The 22710-nt window shown below is 55.0% G+C and carries 20 protein-coding genes; 8 read left to right on the plus strand and 12 right to left on the minus strand.

Annotated elements, in window-relative coordinates:
* Positions 1-57: 57 nt before the first annotated feature.
* Complete coding sequence (barA, locus tag ACMGGS_RS01140; RefSeq protein WP_414164699.1) at positions 58-2805, plus strand: two-component sensor histidine kinase BarA; 2748 nt, start codon at positions 58-60, stop codon at positions 2803-2805.
* Between the two features lie 39 nt (positions 2806-2844).
* Here barA and ACMGGS_RS01145 read toward each other — a convergent pair whose 3' ends face one another.
* The 8 genes from ACMGGS_RS01145 to syd form a co-directional block, all read right to left on the minus strand.
* Positions 2845-3987, minus strand: coding sequence for a glycerate kinase (locus ACMGGS_RS01145; protein WP_414164700.1), 1143 nt, complete (start codon positions 3985-3987; stop codon positions 2845-2847).
* 79 nt (positions 3988-4066) lie between these two features.
* On the minus strand, positions 4067-5407 hold the full coding sequence (gene gudD, locus ACMGGS_RS01150; protein WP_414164701.1) for a glucarate dehydratase: 1341 nt from the start codon (positions 5405-5407) through the stop codon (positions 4067-4069).
* 17 nt (positions 5408-5424) lie between these two features.
* The gene (locus ACMGGS_RS01155) at positions 5425-6765 is read right to left on the minus strand and encodes an enolase C-terminal domain-like protein (RefSeq protein WP_414164702.1); all 1341 of its coding nucleotides are present in this window, start codon (positions 6763-6765) and stop codon (positions 5425-5427) included.
* A gap of 2 nt (positions 6766-6767) precedes the next feature.
* On the minus strand, positions 6768-8120 hold the full coding sequence (gudP, locus tag ACMGGS_RS01160; protein WP_414164703.1) for a galactarate/glucarate/glycerate transporter GudP: 1353 nt from the start codon (positions 8118-8120) through the stop codon (positions 6768-6770).
* A gap of 447 nt (positions 8121-8567) precedes the next feature.
* Positions 8568-9017, minus strand: coding sequence for a flavodoxin (locus tag ACMGGS_RS01165; RefSeq protein ID WP_414164704.1), 450 nt, complete (start codon positions 9015-9017; stop codon positions 8568-8570).
* Positions 9018-9032: 15 nt separating this feature from the next.
* Positions 9033-9812: a tRNA pseudouridine(65) synthase TruC gene (gene truC / locus ACMGGS_RS01170; RefSeq protein WP_414164705.1), complete on the minus strand. Its 780-nt coding sequence runs from the start codon at positions 9810-9812 to the stop codon at positions 9033-9035.
* The gene (locus tag ACMGGS_RS01175) at positions 9812-10141 is read right to left on the minus strand and encodes a YqcC family protein (protein WP_414164706.1); all 330 of its coding nucleotides are present in this window, start codon (positions 10139-10141) and stop codon (positions 9812-9814) included. The genes truC and ACMGGS_RS01175 overlap by 1 nt, the downstream gene beginning before the upstream one ends.
* Positions 10142-10776: 635 nt before the next feature.
* Positions 10777-11322 carry a SecY-interacting protein gene (gene syd, locus ACMGGS_RS01180; protein ID WP_414164707.1) on the minus strand — a complete coding sequence of 182 codons (546 nt, stop codon included), beginning with the start codon at positions 11320-11322 and terminating at the stop codon, positions 10777-10779.
* Between the two features lie 68 nt (positions 11323-11390).
* On the opposite strand from syd, the gene queF reads away from it, so the two are divergent.
* The 5 genes from queF to xni all read left to right on the plus strand — a co-directional run bounded on the left by queF (position 11391) and on the right by xni (position 17815).
* Positions 11391-12236, plus strand: coding sequence for an NADPH-dependent 7-cyano-7-deazaguanine reductase QueF (queF, locus tag ACMGGS_RS01185; protein WP_414164708.1), 846 nt, complete (start codon positions 11391-11393; stop codon positions 12234-12236).
* A gap of 114 nt (positions 12237-12350) precedes the next feature.
* Positions 12351-13715: a nucleotide 5'-monophosphate nucleosidase PpnN gene (gene ppnN, locus ACMGGS_RS01190; RefSeq protein ID WP_194208237.1), complete on the plus strand. Its 1365-nt coding sequence runs from the start codon at positions 12351-12353 to the stop codon at positions 13713-13715.
* 457 nt (positions 13716-14172) lie between these two features.
* On the plus strand, positions 14173-15462 hold the full coding sequence (locus tag ACMGGS_RS01195; protein WP_176919373.1) for a serine/threonine transporter: 1290 nt from the start codon (positions 14173-14175) through the stop codon (positions 15460-15462).
* Between the two features lie 52 nt (positions 15463-15514).
* A complete protein-coding gene (locus tag ACMGGS_RS01200; RefSeq protein ID WP_414164709.1) occupies positions 15515-16882 on the plus strand; it encodes an L-serine ammonia-lyase in 1368 nt (455 codons plus the stop codon).
* A 177-nt stretch (positions 16883-17059) separates the two neighbouring features.
* Complete coding sequence (gene xni / locus ACMGGS_RS01205) at positions 17060-17815, plus strand: flap endonuclease Xni (protein ID WP_414164710.1); 756 nt, start codon at positions 17060-17062, stop codon at positions 17813-17815.
* Positions 17816-17860: 45 nt separating this feature from the next.
* On the opposite strand, the gene rlmM is transcribed toward xni, so the two are convergent.
* The 4 genes from rlmM to ACMGGS_RS01225 all read right to left on the minus strand — a co-directional run bounded on the left by rlmM (position 17861) and on the right by ACMGGS_RS01225 (position 20861).
* Complete coding sequence (rlmM, locus tag ACMGGS_RS01210) at positions 17861-18961, minus strand: 23S rRNA (cytidine(2498)-2'-O)-methyltransferase RlmM (RefSeq protein WP_414164711.1); 1101 nt, start codon at positions 18959-18961, stop codon at positions 17861-17863.
* Positions 18954-19349 (minus strand): DUF423 domain-containing protein, encoded by a 396-nt coding sequence (locus tag ACMGGS_RS01215; RefSeq protein ID WP_176920916.1) that lies wholly within the window; start codon positions 19347-19349, stop codon positions 18954-18956. The genes rlmM and ACMGGS_RS01215 overlap by 8 nt, the downstream gene beginning before the upstream one ends.
* 19 nt (positions 19350-19368) lie before the next feature.
* Positions 19369-20286, minus strand: coding sequence for a glycine cleavage system transcriptional regulator GcvA (gcvA, locus tag ACMGGS_RS01220; protein WP_176920917.1), 918 nt, complete (start codon positions 20284-20286; stop codon positions 19369-19371).
* 347 nt (positions 20287-20633) lie between these two features.
* Positions 20634-20861 carry a YgdI/YgdR family lipoprotein gene (locus ACMGGS_RS01225; RefSeq protein WP_103675203.1) on the minus strand — a complete coding sequence of 76 codons (228 nt, stop codon included), beginning with the start codon at positions 20859-20861 and terminating at the stop codon, positions 20634-20636.
* Positions 20862-21053: 192 nt separating this feature from the next.
* Between ACMGGS_RS01225 and csdA the strand changes: the two genes are divergently transcribed.
* Both csdA and csdE read left to right on the plus strand, forming a co-directional pair.
* Positions 21054-22259 (plus strand): cysteine desulfurase CsdA, encoded by a 1206-nt coding sequence (gene csdA / locus ACMGGS_RS01230; protein WP_414164712.1) that lies wholly within the window; start codon positions 21054-21056, stop codon positions 22257-22259.
* On the plus strand, positions 22259-22705 hold the full coding sequence (csdE, locus tag ACMGGS_RS01235; RefSeq protein ID WP_414164713.1) for a cysteine desulfurase sulfur acceptor subunit CsdE: 447 nt from the start codon (positions 22259-22261) through the stop codon (positions 22703-22705). The genes csdA and csdE overlap by 1 nt, the downstream gene beginning before the upstream one ends.
* The last annotated feature ends 5 nt before the right edge of the window (positions 22706-22710 follow it).

Here is a 22710-nt window from a genome sequence, read left to right on the forward strand (position 1 = left end):
CGTAGAGATTTTTCTCAATCAAACATAATGACGCTAATTGTCCCATAACGGAACTCCATGACCAACTACAGCCTGCGCGCTCGCATGATGATTTTGATCCTGGCCCCTACCGTCCTGATCGGTTTGCTGCTGAGTATCTTTTTTGTCGTGCATCGCTATAACGACCTGCAGCGTCAGCTTGAAGACGCCGGTGCCAGTATTATTGAGCCTCTGGCGGTCTCCAGTGAATACGGAATGAATCTGCAAAATCGCGAATCGATTGGCCAGCTTATCAGCGTGTTACATCGTCGCCATTCCGATATTGTACGGGCGATTTCTGTTTATGATGAGCATAACCAGCTCTTTGTCACCTCGAATTCTCACCTCGACCCCGGGGTGCTGCAGTTACCAAAAGGAGATGCCTTGCCGCGTCGCCTCAGCGTGCTGCGCAAGGGCGACACGATGATCCTGCGCACGCCGATTCTTTCTGAAAGCTACTCGCCTGACGAGTCCCCCATTTCAGATGCCAAAACGGCGAATAATATGCTGGGCTACGTGGCGCTGGAGCTGGATCTCAAATCAGTACGGCTACAGCAATACAAAGAGATTTTTATCTCCAGCATGATGATGCTGTTTTGTATCGGCATCGCGCTGGTGTTTGGCTGGCGATTAATGCGTGACGTGACCGGCCCCATTCGCAATATGGTGAATACCGTGGACCGCATTCGCCGCGGCCAACTCGACAGTCGCGTCGAAGGTTTTATGCTGGGCGAACTGGATATGCTGAAGAATGGCATTAACTCAATGGCGATGTCGCTGGCGGCCTACCATGAAGAGATGCAGCATAACGTCGATCAGGCGACATCCGATCTGCGTGAAACGCTTGAACAGATGGAGATCCAGAATGTTGAACTGGGCCTTGCCAAAAAACGCGCCCAGGAAGCGGCACGCATTAAATCCGAGTTTTTGGCTAATATGTCGCACGAGCTACGCACGCCGCTGAACGGTGTCATCGGCTTTACCCGCCTGACGCTGAAAACCGAACTGAATCCGACCCAGCGCGACCATCTCAACACTATTGAGCGTTCGGCAAATAATCTGCTGACGATCATTAATGACGTGCTCGACTTCTCCAAGCTGGAGGCCGGAAAGCTGCTGCTGGAGAGCATTCCCTTTCCGCTGCGTAACCTGCTGGATGAGGTGGTAACGCTGCTGGCGCACTCGGCGCACGATAAAGGACTGGAGCTGACGTTAAGTATTAAAAATGACGTACCGGATAATGTTATCGGCGACCCGCTACGTCTGCAACAGGTGATCACCAACCTGCTGGGCAACGCCATTAAGTTTACCGAGCACGGTAATATTGACGTCATTGTGGATAAGCGGGCGGTGAGTAACACCAACGTTCAGTTAGAGATCCAAATCCGCGATACCGGGATAGGCATTCCGGAAGCGGATCAGTCCCGGCTGTTCCAGGCATTTCGCCAGGCCGACGCCAGCATCTCGCGCCGTCACGGCGGCACCGGGCTGGGCCTGGCGATCACTCAGCGGCTGGTCAACGAGATGGGCGGCGATATTTCTTTTCACAGCCAGCCGAATCGCGGGTCGACCTTCTGGTTCCACGTTAGTCTGGATCTGAATCCTAATGTGATTTCTGAACCGCCGGTAACGCACTACCTGGTCGGAAAACGCCTTGCTTATATTGAGGCCAACGCCACCGCCGCGCAGTCGACGATGGACCTGCTGGCCTCCACGCCGCTGGAGGTGATCTACAGCCCAACGTTCGCCGCCCTGCCGGAAGATCACTACGATATCCTGCTGGCCGGGGTGCCGGTTTCTATTCGCGAATTGAGCATGCATCATGACAAACTGATTCGTGCCCGTAAGATGACCGATTACCTGCTGCTGGCGCTGCCGTGTCATGCGCAGGTCAATGCCGAAGCGCTGAAGCAGGACGGCGCGGCGGCCTGCCTGCTCAAACCCCTGACATCGGTTCGCCTGCTCCCTGCCCTGATGGAATATTGCCGCATTAATCAGGTGCCGGTGCCTGCCGTCGAAGATAAAAAACTGGCGATGTCGGTGATGGCGGTGGACGATAATCCCGCCAACCTGAAGCTGATCGGCGCGCTGCTGGACGATCTGGTGCAGCACGTCGAGCTATGCGACAGCGGTCAGCAGGCGGTCAATCGGGCAAAAGAGATGCCGTTCGATGTGATCCTGATGGACATTCAGATGCCGGAAATGGACGGCATACGCGCCTGCGAACTTATCCGCCAGTTGCCTCACCAGCAGCAAACCCCGGTCATCGCCGTCACCGCGCACGCGATGGCAGGTCAACGCGAAAAGCTATTAAGCGCCGGGATGAATGATTATCTGGCGAAGCCGATTGAAGAGAGCAAGCTGCATCAGTTGCTGCTGCGCTATAAACCCGGTCCGCATATTGCCGTTAAGCCGCCGGAGACGGTGGAGATAACCGTCAATCAGAACGTCACCCTGGACTGGCAGCTGGCGCTACGCCAGGCGGCGGGCAAAGCCGATCTCGCCCGTGAAATGCTACAGATGCTGGTGCAGTTCCTGCAGGAAGTTCGTCAGAACGTTAATCGCCAGCTTGCGGGCGAGGAGATGCATCTGGTGGATATCATCCATAAATTGCACGGCAGTTGCGGCTACAGCGGTGTTCCCTGTCTGAAAAACCTGTGCCAGTTGATTGAACAACAGTTGCGCAGCGGGACACCGGCTGCGGAGCTGGAGCCTGAACTGCTGGAGTTGCTGGATGAAATGGAGAACGTTACGCGGGAAGCGGAAAAGGTGTTGGCGTCAGGTTAGCGCCAGCGATATGGGCCGGAGGATCCCGGCCCGTTGAATTTATGCCAGGCTCTGCCCGGCTTTGAGCGTGGCGGCAATATTTCGCGCGCTCATCCGCACGTTCTCCGCCGCGTTGTCCAGCGCCTCTTCCAGCGTGCAGATGGTATAAATAACGCTGAATACCGCATCCAGACCGTGTTCATGTACCACGCCAACATCGGCGGTAAGGCTACCGGCAATACCAATCACCGGTTTGTTGTAGCGTTTGGCAATGCGGGCGACGCCAACCGGCACTTTGCCATGAATAGTCTGGCTATCAATGCGCCCTTCACCGGTGATCACCAGATCGGCATCGGCGATCTGCTCATCCAGTTTCAGCGCGTCGGTAACAATTTCGATACCCTGACGCAGCTGTGCGCCGCAAAACGCATACAGGCCCGCGCCCATACCGCCCGCCGCGCCGCCGCCTGCCAGTTCAAGCACCTGAATATCCAGATCGCGGGCAATAAGCTGCGCATAGTGTTCCAGCCCGCTATCCAGCCGCGCGATCATCTCTTTTGTCGCTCCTTTCTGCGGACCAAACACCGCCGAGGCACCCTGTTCGCCGATCAGCGTATTGCTGACGTCGCAGGCAACCTCAATGTGACAGTCGGCCAGACGGCTGTCCAGCTCGCGAATATCAATGCGCGCCAGCGTCTCCAGCGCACCGCCGCCGGGCGCAATAGGGTTATTGTCCTGATCGAGGAGTTTTGCGCCCAGCGCCTGAACCATACCGGCCCCGCCATCATTGGTGGCGCTGCCGCCGATACCGATGATAATGTGCCGGACGCCGTTATCCAGCGCATGACGGATCAGCTCGCCGGTTCCCCAGGAGGTTGTTTTTAGCGGATTACGCTGCACGGGAGGAACCTGCTCTAGCCCGCTCGCCGCCGCCATTTCAATGAAAGCGCACTGCTCGTCGCCAGAAATGCCATAGAACGCATTAACCTGCTCTCCCAGCGGGCCGGTAACATCAACATGGATTAGCCGTCCCTGGGTGGCGGCAATCATGGCGTCAACGGTGCCTTCACCGCCGTCTGCAACCGGAAGTTTTACGTAATCGGCCTCAGGCCAGATTTCACGAAAACCACGCTCAATGGCGGTCGCCACCTCAAGCGCGCTCAAACTTTCCTTATACGAGTCCGGTGCAATCACTATTTTCATAAAGCATCCTTTTGCATGTTGACGTTGTTACGCGTAGGCCGGGAGAAGGACCGTCGTCATGGGACCGGTCCCGCAGGGGTTAGCGTACCATGCACGGGCGCTTATTATCAAATGTCCAGTTGGGGATCAGATACTGCATCCCCATCGCGTCATCGCGCGCGCCCAGACCGTGTTTTTGATACAGCTCGTTCGCCTTCATCACCTGATCCATATCGATCTCCACGCCGAGGCCCGGTTTCGTCGGCACCTGCACCATTCCGCCTTTGATCTGGAACGGTTCCTTCGTCAGCCGCTGGTTGCCTTCCTGCCAGATCCAGTGGGTATCAATGGCGGTGATTTTGCCCGGCGCGGCCGCAGCGACATGGGTAAACATCGCCAGTGAAATATCAAAGTGGTTATTGGAATGCGAACCCCAGGTCAGGCCAAACTCATGGCACATCTGCGCCACGCGAACAGAACCCTGCATGGTCCAGAAATGCGGGTCCGCCAGCGGGATATCCACCGATTGCAGGGACAGCGTATGCCCCATTTGCCGCCAGTCGGTCGCGATCATATTGGTCGCCGTCGGCAGGCCAGTAGCGCGACGGAATTCCGCCATCACTTCACGCCCGGAGAAGCCCTGCTCCGCGCCGCACGGATCTTCGGCGTAGGCCAGCGATCCCTTCAGGTATTTGCCGATCTTAATCGCTTCATTGAGCGACCAGGCACCGTTCGGATCGAGAGTGATACGTGCTTCAGGGAAACGTTTTGCCAGCGCCACGATGGACTGTGCCTCTTCGTCGCCCGCCAGCACCCCGCCTTTGAGTTTAAAATCGTTGAAGCCGTATTTTTCATACGCCGCTTCCGCCAGACGCACCACAGCCGCCGGAGTCATGGCCTCATCGTGACGCAGACGATACCAGTCGCATTTTTCATCCGGCTGGCTCTGGTACGGCAGCGGCGTCGCTTTACGATTGCCGACAAAAAACAGGTAGCCCAGCATTTCAACTTCGTTACGCTGTTGGCCTTCGCCCAGCAGCGACGCGACGTTAACGCCCAGATGCTGACCCAGCAGATCCAGCAATGCGGCTTCAATACCCGTGACCACGTGAATAGTGGTGCGCAGATCGAAAGTCTGCAATCCGCGGCCGCCCGCATCGCGATCGGCGAAGTTATTGCGTACCGCCGTTAAAATATTTTTGTATTCGCCCAGCGTTTTACCGGTGACCAGTTGAGAAGCCTCTTCCAGGGTCTGACGGATTTTTTCGCCGCCGGGGATCTCGCCCACGCCGGTGTGGCCCGAGTTGTCTTTAATGATGACAATATTGCGGGTAAAGAAAGGCGCGTGTGCGCCGCTCAGGTTCATCAGCATACTGTCGTGCCCGGCGACCGGGATAACCTGCATAGAAGTGACGACAGGGGTAGAAGTTTGCGAAGTCATTGTTTCATCCTTTTTAATCAGTGACGGCCGAAAACAGGACGTTTACGGTCAAATGTCCAGCCGGGGATCAGATACTGCATCGGGCCAGCATCATTGCGCGCGCCGCCAGGAAGCTTTTTATAAGCCTCATGCGCTTTCTGTACCTGCTCCCAGTCAAGCTCCACGCCAAGCCCTGGCGCGTCCGGGACGGCAATTTTACCGTCTTTTATTTCCAGCGGATTTTTGGTCAGACGGCAATCGCCCTCCTGCCAAATCCAGTGAGTATCAATGGCGGTCGGCGTGCCCGGCGCGGCCGCGCCAACATGGGTAAACATCGCCAGCGAAATATCAAAATGATTATTGGAGTGGCAGCCCCAGGTTAAGCCCCAGTCGTCGCACAGTTGCGCCACGCGCACCGCGCCGGAGAGCGTCCAGAAGTGTGGATCGGCCAGCGGAATGTCGACGGCGTTAAGCATCACCGCATGTCCCATTTCACGCCAGTTAGTCGCGATCATATTGGTGGCGACGGGCAAGCCGGTGGCGCGGCGGAACTCGGCCATGACTTCGCGGCCGGAAAAGCCCTGCTCGGCACCACACGGATCTTCGGCGTAGGTCAGCACATCGTTCAGCCCTTTACATAAAGCAATGGCTTCATCCAGCAGCCATGCGCCGTTGGGGTCTACGGTAATGCGCGCCTGCGGGAAGCGTTTTTTCAGCGCGCAAACGGTATCAATTTCCTGCTCGCCCGGCAGCACGCCACCTTTGAGCTTAAAGTCTTTAAAACCGTAACGATCCTGAGACGCCTCTGCCAGACGCACTACCGTCTCGCTGTTCAGCGCCTCCTGGTGGCGCAGGTGATACCACTCATGATTGCCCGGCGTGCTTTCCAGATAGGGCAGATCGGTTTTGCTCCGATCGCCGACGTAAAACAGATAACCGAGCACGGTTACCGCATCGCGCTGTTTCCCCGGCCCGAGCAGTTCGCATACCGGCACGTTGAGGGTTTTACCCAGCAGGTCGAGCAGCGCCGCTTCAAGCGCGGCAACCGCGTTCACCCGCAGTTCGAAGGTCCACGCGCCTTTACCAAAGGTATCGAAATCCGCCGCCTGGTTGCCTTTGTGGACGCGCTGTACCACCTGATTCAGACGCGCCACTTCCTGACCCACCACCATTGGAATGGCATCGGTCAGCGTTTTCAGGATCACCTCCCCGCCGGGCGCTTCGCCTACGCCGGAGTTCCCGGCGTTATCCGTCAGCACCACGATATTACGGGTGAAGTACGCATTATGCGCGCCGCCAATGTTCAGCAGCATACTGTCATGACCGGCCACCGGAATGACCTTCATATCCGTTACAACAGGACTTGATTGCGTTGTCATGGTTATCTCTCCACTACGGGTTTCAACTCGACACGTTTGATATCGCCGACCAGTACCAGATAGCTGAGTACCGCCACCAGCGCGTGAATACCGACGTAAATCAGCGCGCCGTTAAAGGAGCCGGTTGTGCCGACGATGTAACCGATAGCGATAGGCGTCACGATACCGGAGATGTTGCCGAACATATTGAACAGACCGCCGGAAAGACCGCTAATTTCCTTCGGTGCGGTGTCCGCCATGACGGCCCAGCCCAGCGCACCGATACCTTTACCGAAGAACGCCATCGCCATAAAGCCGATAATCATCCATTCGGTTTCGACGTAGTTACAGAACACCATCACCATCGAGAGCAGCATACCGAGCACGATAGGCGTTTTACGGGCAATATTCAGCGAGCCGGTACGCCGCATCAGCCAGTCGGAAATAATCCCGCCCAGGACGCCGCCGACAAAGCCGCAGATCGCCGGAACCGAAGCCACAAAGCCCGCTTTCAGGATCGACATCCCGCGCGCCTGCACCAGATACACCGGGAACCAGGTGATAAAGAAGTAGGTCAAGGCATTAATACAGTATTGACCGAGATAGACGCCGATCATCATGCGTGACCCGACCAATTGTTTGATCTGCCCCATCTTGACGCTCATCGGCACTTTTTGCTTGTTACTCTTCTGATCCATATTGATCAGCGCGCCGCCTTCAGCAATATACTCCAGCTCTTTCTTGTTTACGCCCGGATGCTGATTCGGCTCGTGGATCACTTTCAGCCAGATAAAGCTGAGGATGATGCCCAGCCCGCCCATAAAGAAGAAGACGTGCGACCAGCCCACTTCATGCGTTAACCAGCCCATGATTGGGGCGAAGATGACGGTGGCAAAATATTGCGCGGAGTTAAAAATAGCGACCGCCGTTCCCCTCTCCTGCGCCGGAAACCAGGCCGCCACGATGCGACTGTTGCCGGGGAAGGAAGGCGACTCCGCCAGGCCGACCAGAAAACGCAGGGTGAACAGCGCGACGATGATGCCGAAGCCGCTGAAAATATCGACAAACCCCTGCAGCAGGGTGAACATCGACCAGATAAAGATGGACCAGAAATAAACGCGTTTTGAGCCAAAACGGTCGAGCAGCCAGCCGCCCGGTATTTGACCAATAACATATGCCCAGGAAAAGGCGGAGAAAACGTATCCCATGCCGACCGGATCAAGCCCGATATCTTTCGCCATCTCGGAGCCGGCGATAGAGAGCGTGGCGCGGTCGCCATAGTTAAACGAGGTGACGATAAACAGCATCACCACTATCCAGTAGCGAGCATTGGTCCGCTTTTCAGCGGCGCTCGCCGTATTGCTTAATGAACTCATTGTTGTACTCCTGAATCATAGCCTGTAGCTACGCTCATTCTGAACAGCACAACCGTAGGGTAATCAGAATGACGTGTTAGTGTTTTCGCAGTTTTTTAACTAAGGGTCGTTATCGCCCGTTTTACTGCTCTTTTTTGACTAGCCAGAAAAGTGTATGACGAGAGTGGTGGGGCCTCACCGTGCATGCGCACAGCATTCATCAGGACTCAAACGGGGATTTATGGCTTTAGCCCAATGCAGTGGGCGATACTTCACGGAATTGAAAATCAGGCGCATATTAACGCCGGGTAAGGAAAAGGGGTTTGCAGGAGTGTGAAATAGCTCGCTTGACGTGGGGTAATTGTCCGTTAAAAACCCTTTATTGCAAAGGGTTTTACTGGCATTTGCCTGAAGCTAACTCGATTTAGTCTGGCTATACGCGCTCTGTCCAGGGAGAGAGCGGCGCTTCTACTTTAACAGTGCGCCCCACTGTTCCACCCAGGGGCTGGAAACCGTTTCAGGTTCGGGATCTTCGCTGGCATCAATCATCAGCACTTCGCCGATGCGCTGAGCGCCCTGCTCCTGAAGCAGCTGGTCGAACTTTTTACCACCGCCGCAGAAGTGCGAATAGGTGCTGTCACCCAGCGCGATAACGCCATAGCGCAGCTTCGGCTGATGGCCGAGTTTATCGTGGATCCCCTGATACAGCGGCACAATGCTGTCCGGCAGGTCGCCCTGTCCGGTGGTGGACGTCACCACTAACGCGTAGCCTTCCTGATAAGGCTGCCAGTCTGCCAGCTGCGGATCCTCAAACACCCGAGCGCGGTGCCCTTGTTCATTAAGGATAGCCTCAGCCTCTTCCGCCACCAGCAGCGCGTTGCCGTACATGGTGCCGACAAAAATCCCAATCTCCGCCATTTGTTAACTCCCTGATTATGCGTCTGCACTATCCTGGTAGGTATCCGGCGGAAACTCAACCCTTTCATTATCGGGGAGAAGCGTGCGCCAGCCGAAATGGGTCAGCGCGTCCATCCACACCGGGTCCAGCCCGGCACGCAGGATCAGCGGCTCGCCGGTAAACGGATGCGTCAGCGTAAGCTGGCTGGCATGCAGCATCAAACGCTGACAGCCAAAATGCGCCGCCGCGCTGCGGTTCTGACGCAAATCGCCATGTTTACTGTCGCCGATGATTGGATGGCGCAGATGCGCAAGATGGCGACGCAACTGATGTTTACGCCCGGTTTCCGGTTCCAGTTCGACCAGCGAATAGCGGGTCGTCGGATAGCGTCCGGTGGCGACAGGCATTTCGACGGTTGCCAGCCCGCGATAGCGCGTTACCGCCGGCTGCGGCTGCCGATCCTCACGAGCGAATTTATCGGCGATTTTATCCAGCTCTTCGACCAGCGGATAATCCAGCACCGCGTCATCCGTCAGCCAGCCGCGCACGATGGCATGATAGCGTTTCTGGATTTGATGCTGCTCAAACTGCTGTGCCAGCCGGCGCCCGGCTTCGCTTGACAGCCCCATCAGCAGCACGCCGGAGGTGGGCCGGTCCAGACGATGCGCGGTAAAAACATGCTGACCAATCTGGTCGCGCACCGTCTGCATCACCACCACTTTTTCATCGCGATCCAGCCAACTGCGATGCACCAGCCAGCCGGCGGGCTTATTAACCGCCACCAGCCACTCGTCCTGCCAGAGGATCTCCAGCATCAGGCGTTATCATCCGTAAAAAAGGCGTCCAGTTGCTGAAGTTCGAAGACGACCTCATCGCGCAATGGATGGCTGGCATCGAGAGCAATCTCATAATAGGGCGCAATGGCAAAAGACTGCGGCAGCGGTTGGCCGCTTTCCAGCAGCGCGTGCATCCGCGGGATAAGCACCCACTGTAGCCATTCAAGCGGCTCCAGCGTATCCATACAGAACGGTTGAGTGCTTTCAAATGCGCTGGCGTCCGGCACGCTGGCCTGCCAGTGGTCATGTTTACGCAGCAGCGCTTCAATGATATGCAACTGCTCACGCACGCTATCGTGGAGTGTCATGGAAACCTCATAGACTCTAAAAATCTGGCGCGAAGGATAGCATTAGTTACGCAGAAACAAAAAAAAGGGGGCACTGTTAAACAGTGCCCCCGGTTCGTTTCGCAGCCATCCCGCTACTTTTTATGATGCTCCCTGCTCATCCATGACAACTTTTCCTGTTGGTCTCCTGACCTGTTCATCCTTAAACACTGCGTCCTGCTCACACCACCCCGATGCGATAGCACTTTTCCTTAAGTGAGTCCCTGGCCATCCTGACCCACCGGGCATCCTGTCCGGCTCACTTTCTCCTTCCTGGAGGTGTCCTTACTATGCGTCCTGCATATCCCTTAACTTCATCCTGAAGCCTTCCCTGAAGCACCATCCTGGTGTGTCCCTGTGAAGCGTCATCATCCTGATGTTCGCTTCGTTTGCGACTCCCTGTCGACGGACATAGAATCGTCTATTCCTTAGCGTCTTACAACTAGTCTTAAGACAATGCCTTAAGAAAAGTTTTACTTAAAAGCGGTAATGAAAAAACTATCTCTATGATTAATATTGTATTAATCATGATCTGGACAAATTATGGAAGAACATATTCTCTGCGATCTCTCACAGGCAGTGTGAGAGATCTCTTACAAGCTACCTGGGGCAATGGCTTACAACACTGGCTCAAGTTGGCTAAGAAAATCCGTAAGCGAAGGGGCGAGAACGCGACGTTTAGCGGTTCCCAGCGTCTCCAGTACCACCTCACCACGCAGATTACACACCGAAATGACCTCCAGTTCGCTATCCAGCGTCGCAATAAAGAGCGTCGGTGAAAGCTTAAGGCGTTTCTGGGTTACCAGGTGTCCGATTAGATTCTCCTGAACACGACGGAAATCATCCGCACTCCACGTTTGCAACAGCATGAACGTTTCTGCGCCATGCCGCGCCGGCATGTCACCAGCATATTGCGTCGTATAAAAAGCCTGCGCTGAGGGCTGAATCACAATATCCATCGCCCGCTCAACCGCGTTGAGGCCGGGTTCGCCGTCAAATGGCTGCGGTTGCCAGAGCACCATATGGTCGGTGGAGGAAACAATGCAGGGCGAAGGCACGCCGTGAAGCGCCTCACTCTGCGGCCAGCTGGTATGCTCGTGCCGCCATGCATCACAATAACGTTGGGTAAACGCTTTCAGCGCCTGTGCAGTTTGTGGGTCCACTGATTTCTCTCTTTACGTCGGCCAGGATACACTTGTGCGATAGTGTACCTGCTTTATAACGGTGAAACATGTCTTCCTATGAAAACCATCAGGCGCTTTCCGGCCTGACCCTCGGTAAAACCACCCGTTACCGTGACACCTACGACGCGACGTTATTACAGGGCGTGCCAAGAAGCCTGAATCGCGATCCGCTGGGCCTGCGTGCGGACAATCTGCCCTTTCACGGGGGGGATATCTGGACGCTGTATGAACTCTCATGGCTGAACGCGAAAGGCTTACCGCAGGTCGCGGTCGGCCAGGTGCAACTCGACTACGCCAGCCTCAACCTGGTGGAATCGAAAAGCTTTAAGCTCTATCTGAACAGCTTTAACCAGACGCGTTTTGCCAGTTGGGAGGACGTCCAGGCCACGCTGGCGCGTGATTTGAGCGCCTGCGCACAGGGTAACGTCCAGGTCACGCTGTATCATCTTGATGAACTGGAAGGCCAGCCCATCGCGCCCTTCAACGGTGTATGCATCGACGGTCAGGATATTGAGATTGAGAGCTATGAATTTAACGCCGACTTTCTTAAAAATGCGGCTGGCGGCGAGGTAGTAGAAGAATCACTGGTCAGCCATTTGCTGAAATCCAACTGCCTGATCACCCATCAGCCGGACTGGGGTTCGGTGCAGATCCAGTATCGCGGCCCGGCCATCGACCGGGAAAAGCTGCTGCGCTATCTGGTCTCGTTCCGCCATCACAATGAGTTTCACGAGCAGTGTGTGGAGCGCATTTTTAATGATATTCAGCGTTTCTGCCAGCCGGAAACGCTCAGCGTTTACGCGCGTTATACGCGCCGGGGCGGGCTGGATATTAACCCCTGGCGTACTAATACCGACTTCACCCCTGCGACTGGCAGGCTGGTACGTCAGTAGATGAATATTTTGTTCATAACTGCGATCTTGCACCGATCGCGGGTTGTGAAAACCGGGTCGTGGGGGCTATTGTAATCACAGGGAGCGGCGATTATCGCCCCATAAGGAGTTCACTTGATTACACATGTAAGCCCCCTTGGCTCAATGGATATGTTGTCGCAACTGGAAGTTGACATGCTTAAACGCACGGCCAGCAGCGATATTTATCAACTGTTTCGTAACTGTTCACTTGCCGTTCTTAACTCAGGGAGTCTCACCGATAACAGTAAAGAGTTGCTGTCACGTTTTGAGAATTTCGATATCAACGTCCTGCGCCGCGAGCGCGGGGTCAAACTTGAGTTAATCAATCCCCCGGAAGAGGCGTTTGTTGACGGGCAAATTATCCGCTCGTTACAGGCCAACCTGTTCGCCGTCCTGCGCGATATCCTTTTCGTCTACGGCCAGATCCACAACACCGTTCGTTATCCCGATCTCGACCTCGAAAGCTCGGCTCACATCACCAACCTGGTTTTCTCGATCCTGCGCAACGCCCGGGCGCTGCACGTTGGCGAAGCGCCGAGCATGGTCGTGTGCTGGGGCGGTCACTCGATCAACGAAAAAGAGTACCTGTACGCGCGCCGCGTCGGCACCCAGTTGGGTCTGCGTGAGCTGAATATTTGCACCGGCTGCGGACCGGGCGCGATGGAAGCGCCGATGAAAGGCGCAGCGGTCGGCCACGCGCAGCAACGCTATAAAGACGGGCGATTTATTGGCATGACCGAACCATCCATTATTGCCGCTGAACCGCCAAACCCGCTGGTCAACGAACTGATTATCATGCCCGATATCGAAAAGCGTCTTGAAGCGTTTGTGCGCATTGGACATGGGATCATTATCTTCCCCGGCGGCGTGGGTACAGCGGAAGAACTGCTCTATCTGCTGGGCATTCTGATGAATCCGGCTAACAAAGATCAAGTTCTGCCGCTGATCCTCACCGGGCCGAAAGAGAGCGCCGACTACTTCCGCGTGCTGGATGAGTTTATCGTCAGTACGCTGGGCGAGGCGGCCCGTCGTCACTATCAAATCATCATTGATGACGCCGCCGAAGTGGCGCGGCAGATGAAAAAAGCGATGCCGCTGGTGAAAGAGTGCCGCCGTGAAACTGGCGACGCCTACAGCTTTAACTGGTCAATCCGTATTGCGCCGGACCTTCAGTTGCCGTTCGAGCCGTCGCATGAAAACATGGCGAACCTGAAACTGTACCCGGACCAGCCGGTCGAGGTCCTGGCGGCGGACCTGCGTCGCGCCTTCTCCGGCATCGTCGCGGGCAACGTGAAAGAAGTCGGTATTCGGGCGATTGAGAAATACGGTCCTTACAAAATTCATGGCGACAGCGAGATGATGCGCCGTATGGACGACCTGCTCCAGGGCTTTGTCGCGCAGCATCGTATGAAGCTCCCCGGCTCCGCCTACATCCCCTGCTACGAAATCTGCAAATAATCCTCCAGGGCGACCCATAGGTCGCCCTTATTCCTTGCCGTTTTATTATGCTTCCTGAACCCATTAATCGGGATAAATGGTGGTGATTTATTTGATTTAATTATATTTACGCCCGCCAAAACGCCATAAAAAACGCATTTTACAGTGCAAATATCGTTAGTTCCCTCCACGACTTTCAAAAAGCGTCCTGCGGATGCTAGCCTTTGCGCCCATAAACGCTATAAGGGTAAAAAATGGCAGATAAATGGTCTAAATAACCACACATAAGAAGTAGATTATTGTAATTGCGATCGGGATCACTGATGCATTGATAACATAAATGTATCTTTCGCCGCGAAAATAGTTACGGCAAAAAATTATAAAAAATCGCTTACCTGACGAATTTCATACTACACATACCCAATTTTGCATTGAATTTGACCAGTAAATTGAATTTTAGCTTCCTCAGGAGAAACAGATGGAAACCACTCAAACCAGCACCATCACCTCTGCCAAAGCGCAGAGTACATGGCGTAAAACAGATACCATGTGGATGCTGGGCCTTTACGGCACGGCGATTGGCGCGGGCGTATTGTTCCTGCCAATCAACGCAGGTGTTGGCGGGATGATCCCGCTGATTATCATGGCGATCCTTGCCTTCCCAATGACCTTCTTTGCGCACCGTGGCCTGACCCGCTTCGTGCTGTCCGGTAAAAATCCGGGTGAAGATATTACCGAAGTGGTAGAAGAGCACTTTGGTATCGGCGCAGGTAAACTGATTACCCTGCTCTACTTCTTCGCTATCTACCCGATCCTGCTGGTCTACAGCGTCGCCATCACCAACACCGTCGAAAGCTTTATGACGCACCAGTTGATGATGACCCCGCCGCCGCGGGCGATCCTGTCGCTGATCCTGATTGTCGGTATGATGACCATCGTGCGCTTCGGCGAGCAGATGATTGTTAAGGCGATGAGTATCCTGGTCTTCCCGTTTGTCTTCGCCCTGATGCTGCTGGCGCTGTACCTGATCCCACAGTGGAGCGGCGCGGCATTCGATTCGCTCTCTTTCGAGTCTGTTACCCCTACCGGTAATGGCCTGTGGATGACGCTGTGGCTGGCGATCCCGGTGATGGTTTTCTCCTTCAACCACTCGCCGATCATTTCCTCTTTTGCCGTGGCAAAACGTGAAGAATATGGCGTGGACGCGGAGAAAAAATGCTCCCGCATTCTGGCCTTCGCTCACATCATGATGGTGCTGACGGTGATGTTCTTCGTGTTTAGCTGCGTGCTGAGCCTCTCCCCGGCGGATCTGGCGGAAGCTAAAGCACAGAACATCTCCATCCTGTCCTATCTGGCGAACCACTTTAACGCGCCGCTGATTGCCTGGATGGCCCCGATCATTGCGATGATTGCTATCACTAAATCCTTCCTCGGCCACTACCTTGGCGCGCGCGAAGGCTTTAACGGCATGGTTATTAAAACCCTGCGTGGTAAAGGTAAGTCTATTGAGATCAACAAGCTGAACCGCCTTACCGCGCTGTTTATGCTGGTGACGACCTGGATTGTGGCAACGCTGAACCCAAGCATCCTCGGCATGATCGAAACGCTGGGTGGGCCGATTATCGCCATGATCCTGTTCCTGATGCCGATGTACGCGATTCAGAAAGTCCCGGCCATGCGTAAATACAGCGGCCATATCAGCAATGCCTTTGTGGTGCTGATGGGTCTGGTCGCCATGTCTGCGATTTTCTACTCCCTGTTCAGTTAACTCCCCCGCGCCATCTTCGGGTGGCGCGCTTCATTACCTCAGTGGACGCATTATGATTAGCGTTTTCGATATTTTCAAAATCGGCATTGGCCCCTCCAGTTCGCACACCGTCGGCCCGATGAAAGCGGGTAAACAGTTTACCGACGACCTGATTGCTCAGGGCCTGCTGTTCGATGTCACCCGCGTGGTGGTGGATGTCTACGGTTCTCTTTCTCTGACCGGTAAAGGCCACCATACCGATATCGCCATTATCATGGGGCTGGCGGGAAATCTGCCGGACAGCGTGGATATCGCGGCGATCCCGGCGTTTATCCAGGATGTGAATACCCACGGACGCCTGCTGCTGGCGCATGGTCAGCATGAAGTGGAATTCCCGGTCGACCAGTGCATGAATTTCCATGCCGACAACCTGTCGCTGCATGAAAACGGGATGCGTATTACCGCCCTGGCCGGGGAAAACGCGGTGTACAGCCAGACGTATTATTCTATCGGCGGCGGTTTTATCGTCGATGAAGCACACTTCGGTCAGTCTTCCGACGCGCCGGTCAGCGTGCCGTATCCGTATAAAACCGCAGCGGATTTACAACAGCACTGTCGCGACAGCGGCCTGTCGCTCTCCGGCCTGATGATGCAGAACGAACTTGCTCTGCACAGCAAAGAAGAGCTGGAACAGCACTTCAATAACGTATGGGACGTGATGCGCGGCGGAATTGAACACGGCAGCGTTACCGAAGGCGTTCTGCCGGGCAAGCTGCGGGTGCCTCGTCGCGCCGCCGCCCTGCGCAGGATGCTGGTAAGCCAGGATAAAACCACCAGCGATCCGATGGCGGTGGTGGACTGGATCAATATGTTCGCACTGGCCGTCAACGAAGAAAACGCGGCCGGGGGACGGGTGGTGACTGCGCCGACCAATGGCGCGTGTGGCATCGTTCCGGCCGTGCTGGCCTATTACAATAAATTTATCCGTGAAGTGAACGCCAACTCGTTGGCCCGCTACCTGCTGGTCACCAGTGCGATTGGCTCGCTGTATAAGATGAACGCCTCTATTTCCGGCGCGGAAGTCGGCTGTCAGGGCGAGGTCGGCGTGGCCTGCTCGATGGCGGCGGCAGGTCTGACGGAGTTGCTGGGCGGCAGTCCTGGTCAGGTATGCATCGCCGCGGAGATCGGCATGGAGCACAACCTCGGTCTGACCTGCGATCCGGTGGCCGGTCAGGTACAGGTGCCGTGCATTGAGCGTAACGCGATTGCCGCGGTAAAAGCGGTCAATGCCGCCCGCATGGCGCTGCGTCGCACCAGCGAGCCGCGCGTCTGTCTCGATAAAGTCATTGAGACGATGTACGAGACCGGCAAGGACATGAACGCCAAATACCGTGAAACCTCGCGCGGCGGGCTGGCGATGAAGATTGTGACCTGCGATTAACGGTGGCATGGCGCTTACCGTGGGTAACGGAACACAATCCCGCCGTTTCCCCTGCGAAGTCGCTTTGCCAATGCTATGATGCCTCGTTTTGCGAGGCATCTTCCTGATTTATTCTCGCTTTATAGCCTCTCCTGTTTCACGGTGATACCCTGACGCCAGGTTTAAAGGAGGATACCCGTGGCCGTTCATTTACTTATTGTCGATGCGCTGAATCTGATCCGCCGTATTCATGCGGTACAGGGATCGCCGTGCGTAGACGCCTGCCAGCACGCCCTCGAACAGTTGATTATTCATAGCCAGCCGACGCACGCGGTGGCGGTCTTCGATGATGAAGCACGCAACGTGAGCTGGCGTCATCAGAAACTGCCTGACTACAAGGCCGGCCGGGCACCGATGCCGGACGATTTGCAGAGTGAAATGCCGCAGCTTCGCGCCGCCTTCGCCCGCAGCGGCGTGCGCAGTTGGGAGTCCGCGGGCAACGAGGCCGACGATCTCGCCGCCACGCTGGCCGTCAAAGTGGCGCAGGCCGGGCATGAAGCCACGATCGTTTCGACCGATAAAGGCTACTGCCAGCTACTTTCCCCGACCATTCGCATTCGTGACTATTTCCAGAAACGCTGGCTGGATGCGCCCTTCATCGCCGCCGAATTTGGCGTTACGCCGGAGCAACTACCCGACTATTGGGGACTTGCCGGTATCAGCAGTTCGAAGGTGCCGGGCGTGGCAGGCATCGGCGCGAAAAGTGCCACGCAGTTGCTGACGGAATTTAAAACGCTGGAAGAGATTTACGCCCGCCTTGACGAGGTACCGCAGAAGTGGCGTAAGAAACTGGAGGACAACCGCGAAATGGCCTTCATCTGCCGGGATATCGCGCGGTTACGTTCAGATTTACAGATTGATGGTAATTTGCAGCAGCTTCGGCTGCGCAAGTAATCCTATTGCCGCCCTGACGTTTCGCGAAAGGGCGACCCCAAAAAACTAACGTTCGTCGCGACGACCGCCCACCGCGGCCCAGATGCGACGCACGTGCACCGTCACCTCTTCCCTGTCGTGATAAAGCTGGCGCGCCTGGATCTGAGCATTAATGCCGTTCTCGCTCAGTTTTCCCTCGATATACGCCAGATTATGCGATACCTCTTCATAACGCTTTTTCATCGGCAGCTTAAGATTAAAAATGGTTTCACGACACCAGCCGTTAACCAGCCACTGCGCCATCAGCGCGGCGACTTTAGCGGGCTTCTCGACCATATCGCAGACCATCCACGAAATATTATTACGCGTCGGTTTGTACCTGAAGCCGTCTTCACGCAGCCAAGTGACCTGTCCGGTATCCATCAGGCTCTGCGCCATCGGACCGTTATCGACTGAATAAACCCACATATTGCGTTTGACCAGTTGATACGTCCAGCCCCCGGGGCATGCTCCCAGATCGACTGCATACATGCCGTTAGCCAGTCGCTCGTCCCATTCATCGGCAGGGATGAACACATGCAACGCCTCTTCCAGTTTAAGCGTGGAGCGGCTCGGCGCATCGGCCGGAAACTTGAGACGCGGGATGCCCATATAAAACGGGGAATTGTTATTGCTGTAAGAGTAGCCCGTATAGCAGCAGCCCGGCGCAATGAAGAAAACGTGTACCACCGGACGTTTGGCCGATTCATAGCTGGTCAACACTTTCGCCTCGCGCAGCGCGGCACGCAGCGGCACGGTGAACTTGCGGCAGAACTTCATCAGCTCTTTGCTTTCATTGGTATCCGCGACTTCAACCCGCAGATCGCCGCCCTTCTCTACCACGCCCTGCAACATGCCAACAATCGGCGTAATACGATCTTCCGGTGGCAAATTTTGCAGCAGCTCACCGGCAACAAACATCTGGCGGGCGAAAATCAGCGAACTAAAAGGTAATTCCGCCGCCAGTTTGTCGGCATCTTCGGCCTGATAACATTCAAAAATAACGTAACCTGAGTTTTCTTTTACTCGCGCGAAGCCGTAGATTTCACGGCGGCCCGCTTTATCGGTGATTTCCGCTGCGCACTCTTTCTCAAACCCGGAGCGGCACAATAGAATCAGCTTATTCATGAACAATACCCTTACGCTTCAGGCGAATCGCACCCACTAACATCAACGCCCAGCCAGCCAGAAAACAGACGCCGCCAACCGGCGTCACAAACGCCCACAGGCGCAAATGCGAGAGCGCCAGACAGTAAAGGCTGCCGCTAAATAAGACGGTTCCCAGCGCCAGAAATACGCTGCTCCAGTAAAACCAGATGCTAATCCGGCGCTGCATCGCCACCGCCAGCGCGAAAATTGCCAGCGTATGAAACGCCTGATACTCAAGGCCGGTGTGGATCCAGCCCATCTCAACAGCGCCCATTGATTTACTTAACACGTGGGCACCAAACGCGCCCAGCGCCACAAAAATAAAACCGCTAATGGCGGCAAAAATCAGCATAAAACGGCTGGTCATGTTATTACCCTACAGTCATTTATTGTTCGTAACGGAAGCGGAATTTTTCTTGCTCACTTGCCGCTTTCGCCAGGATCCACTGACGAAAAGCGGCTATTTTACCCAGTTCTGCCTGGCTGTCATGACAAACCAGATAAAACGCATTCTTACTGACCAGGACATCATTAAAAGGGCACACCAGGCGGCCAGCCTCAATTTCGGACTGGGCCATCACATTATTGGCTAAAGCAATACCCTGCCCGTGAATTGCCGCCTGCAACACCATAGCGCTGTGGCTGAAGATAGGTCCCTGCTGCACATTAATATGATTAAGCCCGAGTTGCCGGGTATAGGTTTGCCAGTCGCGGCGAGAGGCATCGTGCAATAACGTATGTTGCGCTAAATCTGCCGGCGTTTTCAATGCCTTATCGCCGGTTAGCAATACCGGTGCGCAAATCGGGAGTAAATATTCGGCATATAGTTTTTCAACGCGCAGGCCAGGCCAGTTGCCGCGCCCATAGAAAATCGCCACGTCCACATCGTCCGCCAGTTTATCCTCTTCACGATCGACCGCCTGGATTCTGACGTCAATTCCCGGATAAGCTGAGTTAAAGCTTGAGAGGCGGGGGACCAGCCAGTGAATAGCGAAACTGGGTAATAAACTAACCGTCAGCGCCCCTTTGGCACTGCGTGATTGCAGTTTACGTGTTGCGTCGGTTAATTGCGAAAATATCTCTTTTATATCCTGGAAATAGCTCTGTCCTTCCTCGGTCAACAAAAGCGATCGATTGCGTCGGCGAAAGAGCTTTAACCCCAGGAAATCCTCAAGAGACTTGATTTGATGACTCACCGCGGCCTGGGTCACAAAAAGCTCATCGGCGGCACGAGTGAAGCTTAAATGACGCGCGGCAGCATCAAATACACGTAATGCATTCAGAGGGGGTAATCGCTTTGACATAGTGATTCTGGCTCAAATGTTAATGCAAATTAACAAACAGGAAACAGGACGCTACCTATTAGTTTTTTTTATCTGAGCCATTATAATTTGTCCGTTGAGCTTCTACCAGCAAATACCTATAGTGGCCGCACTTCCTGAGCCGGAACGAAAAGTTTTGTTGGAATGCGTGTTCTGATGAACTTTTGGCTTACGGTTGTGATGTTGTGTTGTTGTGTTTGCATTTGGTCTGCTCTTCAGACCATGGTAGCCAGGCTACCCTTTTCACTTCCTGTACATTTACCCTGTCTGTCCATAGTGATTAATGTAGCACCGCAAATTGCGGTGCTTTTTTTTGCCTGAATTCTGACTTATTTCTCCAGGGCAACCATCTCTTTCACGTCAGAGCGGTTAATCTGCTGTTTGTTACCGTTAGCATCTTTATAGGAGATCATCCCGGTATCATTATCGGTGACAGGTTTCCCGTCAGAAACGATAGTCCGGCCATCGTTGGTATGCATTACATAGTTCGGACCAGAACAGGCGCTCAGGGCAAACGTCAGCATACAGGCAGAAATAATTGCGGCAGTCTTTTTCATCTTCTTCTCCTTTTAGCAATTAATGCTATAGAACCATCATTTAGTAACAGGCTAAAACATTCACCTAACAGTTATCAGCATAACTCACCATGAAAAACCTGCCAGGATTACAGGACAATTCTGATGGTTTTCAACATGCTTGCGCCGGGAAGTGAATTGCGCGACGATCCCGGTCTTACGATGAGGAATGCCATGAATACGTTCAATCCTGCGCAATTTCGCGCGCAATTTCCGGCGCTGGCCGATGCAGGCGTGTACCTTGATAGCGCAGCGACCGCGCTAAAACCGCAGGCGGTTATTGATGCCACGCAGCAGTTTTATAGTTTGAGCGCAGGGAACGTGCATCGCAGTCAGTTCGCTGAAGCCCAGCGTCTGACCGAGCGTTATGAGGCCGCGCGCGATCGGGTTGCGCGCCTGCTTAATGCGCCGTCAGGCAGAGATATCATCTGGACCCGTGGAACGACCGAAGCCATTAACATGGTGGCCCAGTGCTATGCTCGCCCACGCCTGAAACCTGGTGATGAAATCATTGTCAGCGAAGCAGAGCATCATGCCAATTTTGTTCCCTGGCTGATGGTTGCCGAGCAGACCGGCGCAAAAGTTGTCAGATTGCCGCTTGGCGCGGACCACCTGCCTGACGTGGCACGTTTAGTAGAAATTATCACTCCGCGCAGCCGTGTTCTGGCGCTGGGACAGATGTCGAACGTCACCGGCGGCTGTCCCGATCTGGCGAAAGCGATTGAGATCGCGCATCGCGCAGGCATGGTAGTGATGGTTGACGGCGCGCAGGGCGCGGTTCACTTCCCGGCTGACGTACAGAAGCTGGATATCGATTTTTACGCCTTCTCTGGCCATAAGCTTTATGGCCCCAACGGCATCGGCGCACTGTACGGCAAAAGTGAATTGCTCGAGAGCATGTCGCCGTGGTTGGGCGGCGGCAAGATGGTCGTCGAGGTCAGTTTTACCGGATATAAAACCCAGCCGGTGCCTTATCGCCTTGAAGCCGGCACCCCCAACGTGGCTGGTGTCATCGGACTAAGCGCTGCGCTGGAATGGCTGGAAGGAACGGATATCGCCCAGGCAGAAAGCTGGAGTCGTGGACTGGCAACGCTTGCCGAAGATGCGCTGGCAAAACGACCGGGCTTTACCTCCTTCCGCGTGCAGGATTCCAGCCTGCTGGCCTTTAACTTTGCTGGTATTCATCATAGCGATATGGTGACGCTGCTGGCCGGATACGGTATTGCCCTGCGCGCCGGTCAACACTGCGCCCAGCCGCTGCTGGCGGCACTTGGCGTCGACGGCACCCTGCGGGTCTCCTTTGCGCCCTATAATACGCAAAATGACGTTACTGCACTGGTTAACGCCGTTGACCGTGCGCTTGAAATCCTGGGGGATTAATGACTAGCCCTGCTTTTGCCGGCCATCCTTTTGGCGCGACGGTTACCGAAGAGACGTTGAAAACGACCTTTTTGCCGCTGACGCAATGGGAAGAGAAATACCGACAGTTAATTCTGCTGGGAAAACAGCTTCCCGCGCTGCCGGACGATCTTAAAGCGCAGGCGCGTGAAATTCCCGGCTGTGAGAATCGCGTCTGGCTGGGTTACACCGTGTCGCCGGAAGGGAAACTGCATTTCTTCGGTGACAGTGAAGGCCGTATTGTGCGCGGGCTACTGGCGGTGTTACTGACCGCCTCAGAGGGAAAACACGCCGCAGAACTGCTGGCGGGGGATCCGCTGGCGCTGTTTGATGAACTGGGCTTACGCAGCCAGCTCAGCGCCTCGCGTAATCAGGGGTTAAATGCGCTTAGCGAAGCGGTACGTGCCGCTGCATTGAGCGTTGAGTGACCTTA

This window comes from Superficieibacter sp. BNK-5 (genome assembly GCF_047456055.1).
Lineage (GTDB): Bacteria > Pseudomonadota > Gammaproteobacteria > Enterobacterales > Enterobacteriaceae > Superficieibacter.

Coding starts and splice junctions, on each gene's coding strand:
- barA (WP_414164699.1), top strand. CDS start 58: ATGACCAACTACAGCCTGCGCGCTCGCATGATGATTTTGATCCTGGCC.
- ACMGGS_RS01145 (WP_414164700.1), bottom strand. CDS start 3,987: ATGAAAATAGTGATTGCACCGGACTCGTATAAGGAAAGTTTGAGCGCG.
- gudD (WP_414164701.1), bottom strand. CDS start 5,407: ATGACTTCGCAAACTTCTACCCCTGTCGTCACTTCTATGCAGGTTATC.
- ACMGGS_RS01155 (WP_414164702.1), bottom strand. CDS start 6,765: ATGACAACGCAATCAAGTCCTGTTGTAACGGATATGAAGGTCATTCCG.
- gudP (WP_414164703.1), bottom strand. CDS start 8,120: ATGAGTTCATTAAGCAATACGGCGAGCGCCGCTGAAAAGCGGACCAAT.
- ACMGGS_RS01165 (WP_414164704.1), bottom strand. CDS start 9,017: ATGGCGGAGATTGGGATTTTTGTCGGCACCATGTACGGCAACGCGCTG.
- truC (WP_414164705.1), bottom strand. CDS start 9,812: ATGCTGGAGATCCTCTGGCAGGACGAGTGGCTGGTGGCGGTTAATAAG.
- ACMGGS_RS01175 (WP_414164706.1), bottom strand. CDS start 10,141: ATGACACTCCACGATAGCGTGCGTGAGCAGTTGCATATCATTGAAGCG.
- queF (WP_414164708.1), top strand. CDS start 11,391: ATGTCTTCCTATGAAAACCATCAGGCGCTTTCCGGCCTGACCCTCGGT.
- ACMGGS_RS01195 (WP_176919373.1), top strand. CDS start 14,173: ATGGAAACCACTCAAACCAGCACCATCACCTCTGCCAAAGCGCAGAGT.
- ACMGGS_RS01200 (WP_414164709.1), top strand. CDS start 15,515: ATGATTAGCGTTTTCGATATTTTCAAAATCGGCATTGGCCCCTCCAGT.
- rlmM (WP_414164711.1), bottom strand. CDS start 18,961: ATGAATAAGCTGATTCTATTGTGCCGCTCCGGGTTTGAGAAAGAGTGC.
- ACMGGS_RS01215 (WP_176920916.1), bottom strand. CDS start 19,349: ATGACCAGCCGTTTTATGCTGATTTTTGCCGCCATTAGCGGTTTTATT.
- gcvA (WP_176920917.1), bottom strand. CDS start 20,286: ATGTCAAAGCGATTACCCCCTCTGAATGCATTACGTGTATTTGATGCT.
- ACMGGS_RS01225 (WP_103675203.1), bottom strand. CDS start 20,861: ATGAAAAAGACTGCCGCAATTATTTCTGCCTGTATGCTGACGTTTGCC.
- csdA (WP_414164712.1), top strand. CDS start 21,054: ATGAATACGTTCAATCCTGCGCAATTTCGCGCGCAATTTCCGGCGCTG.
- csdE (WP_414164713.1), top strand. CDS start 22,259: ATGACTAGCCCTGCTTTTGCCGGCCATCCTTTTGGCGCGACGGTTACC.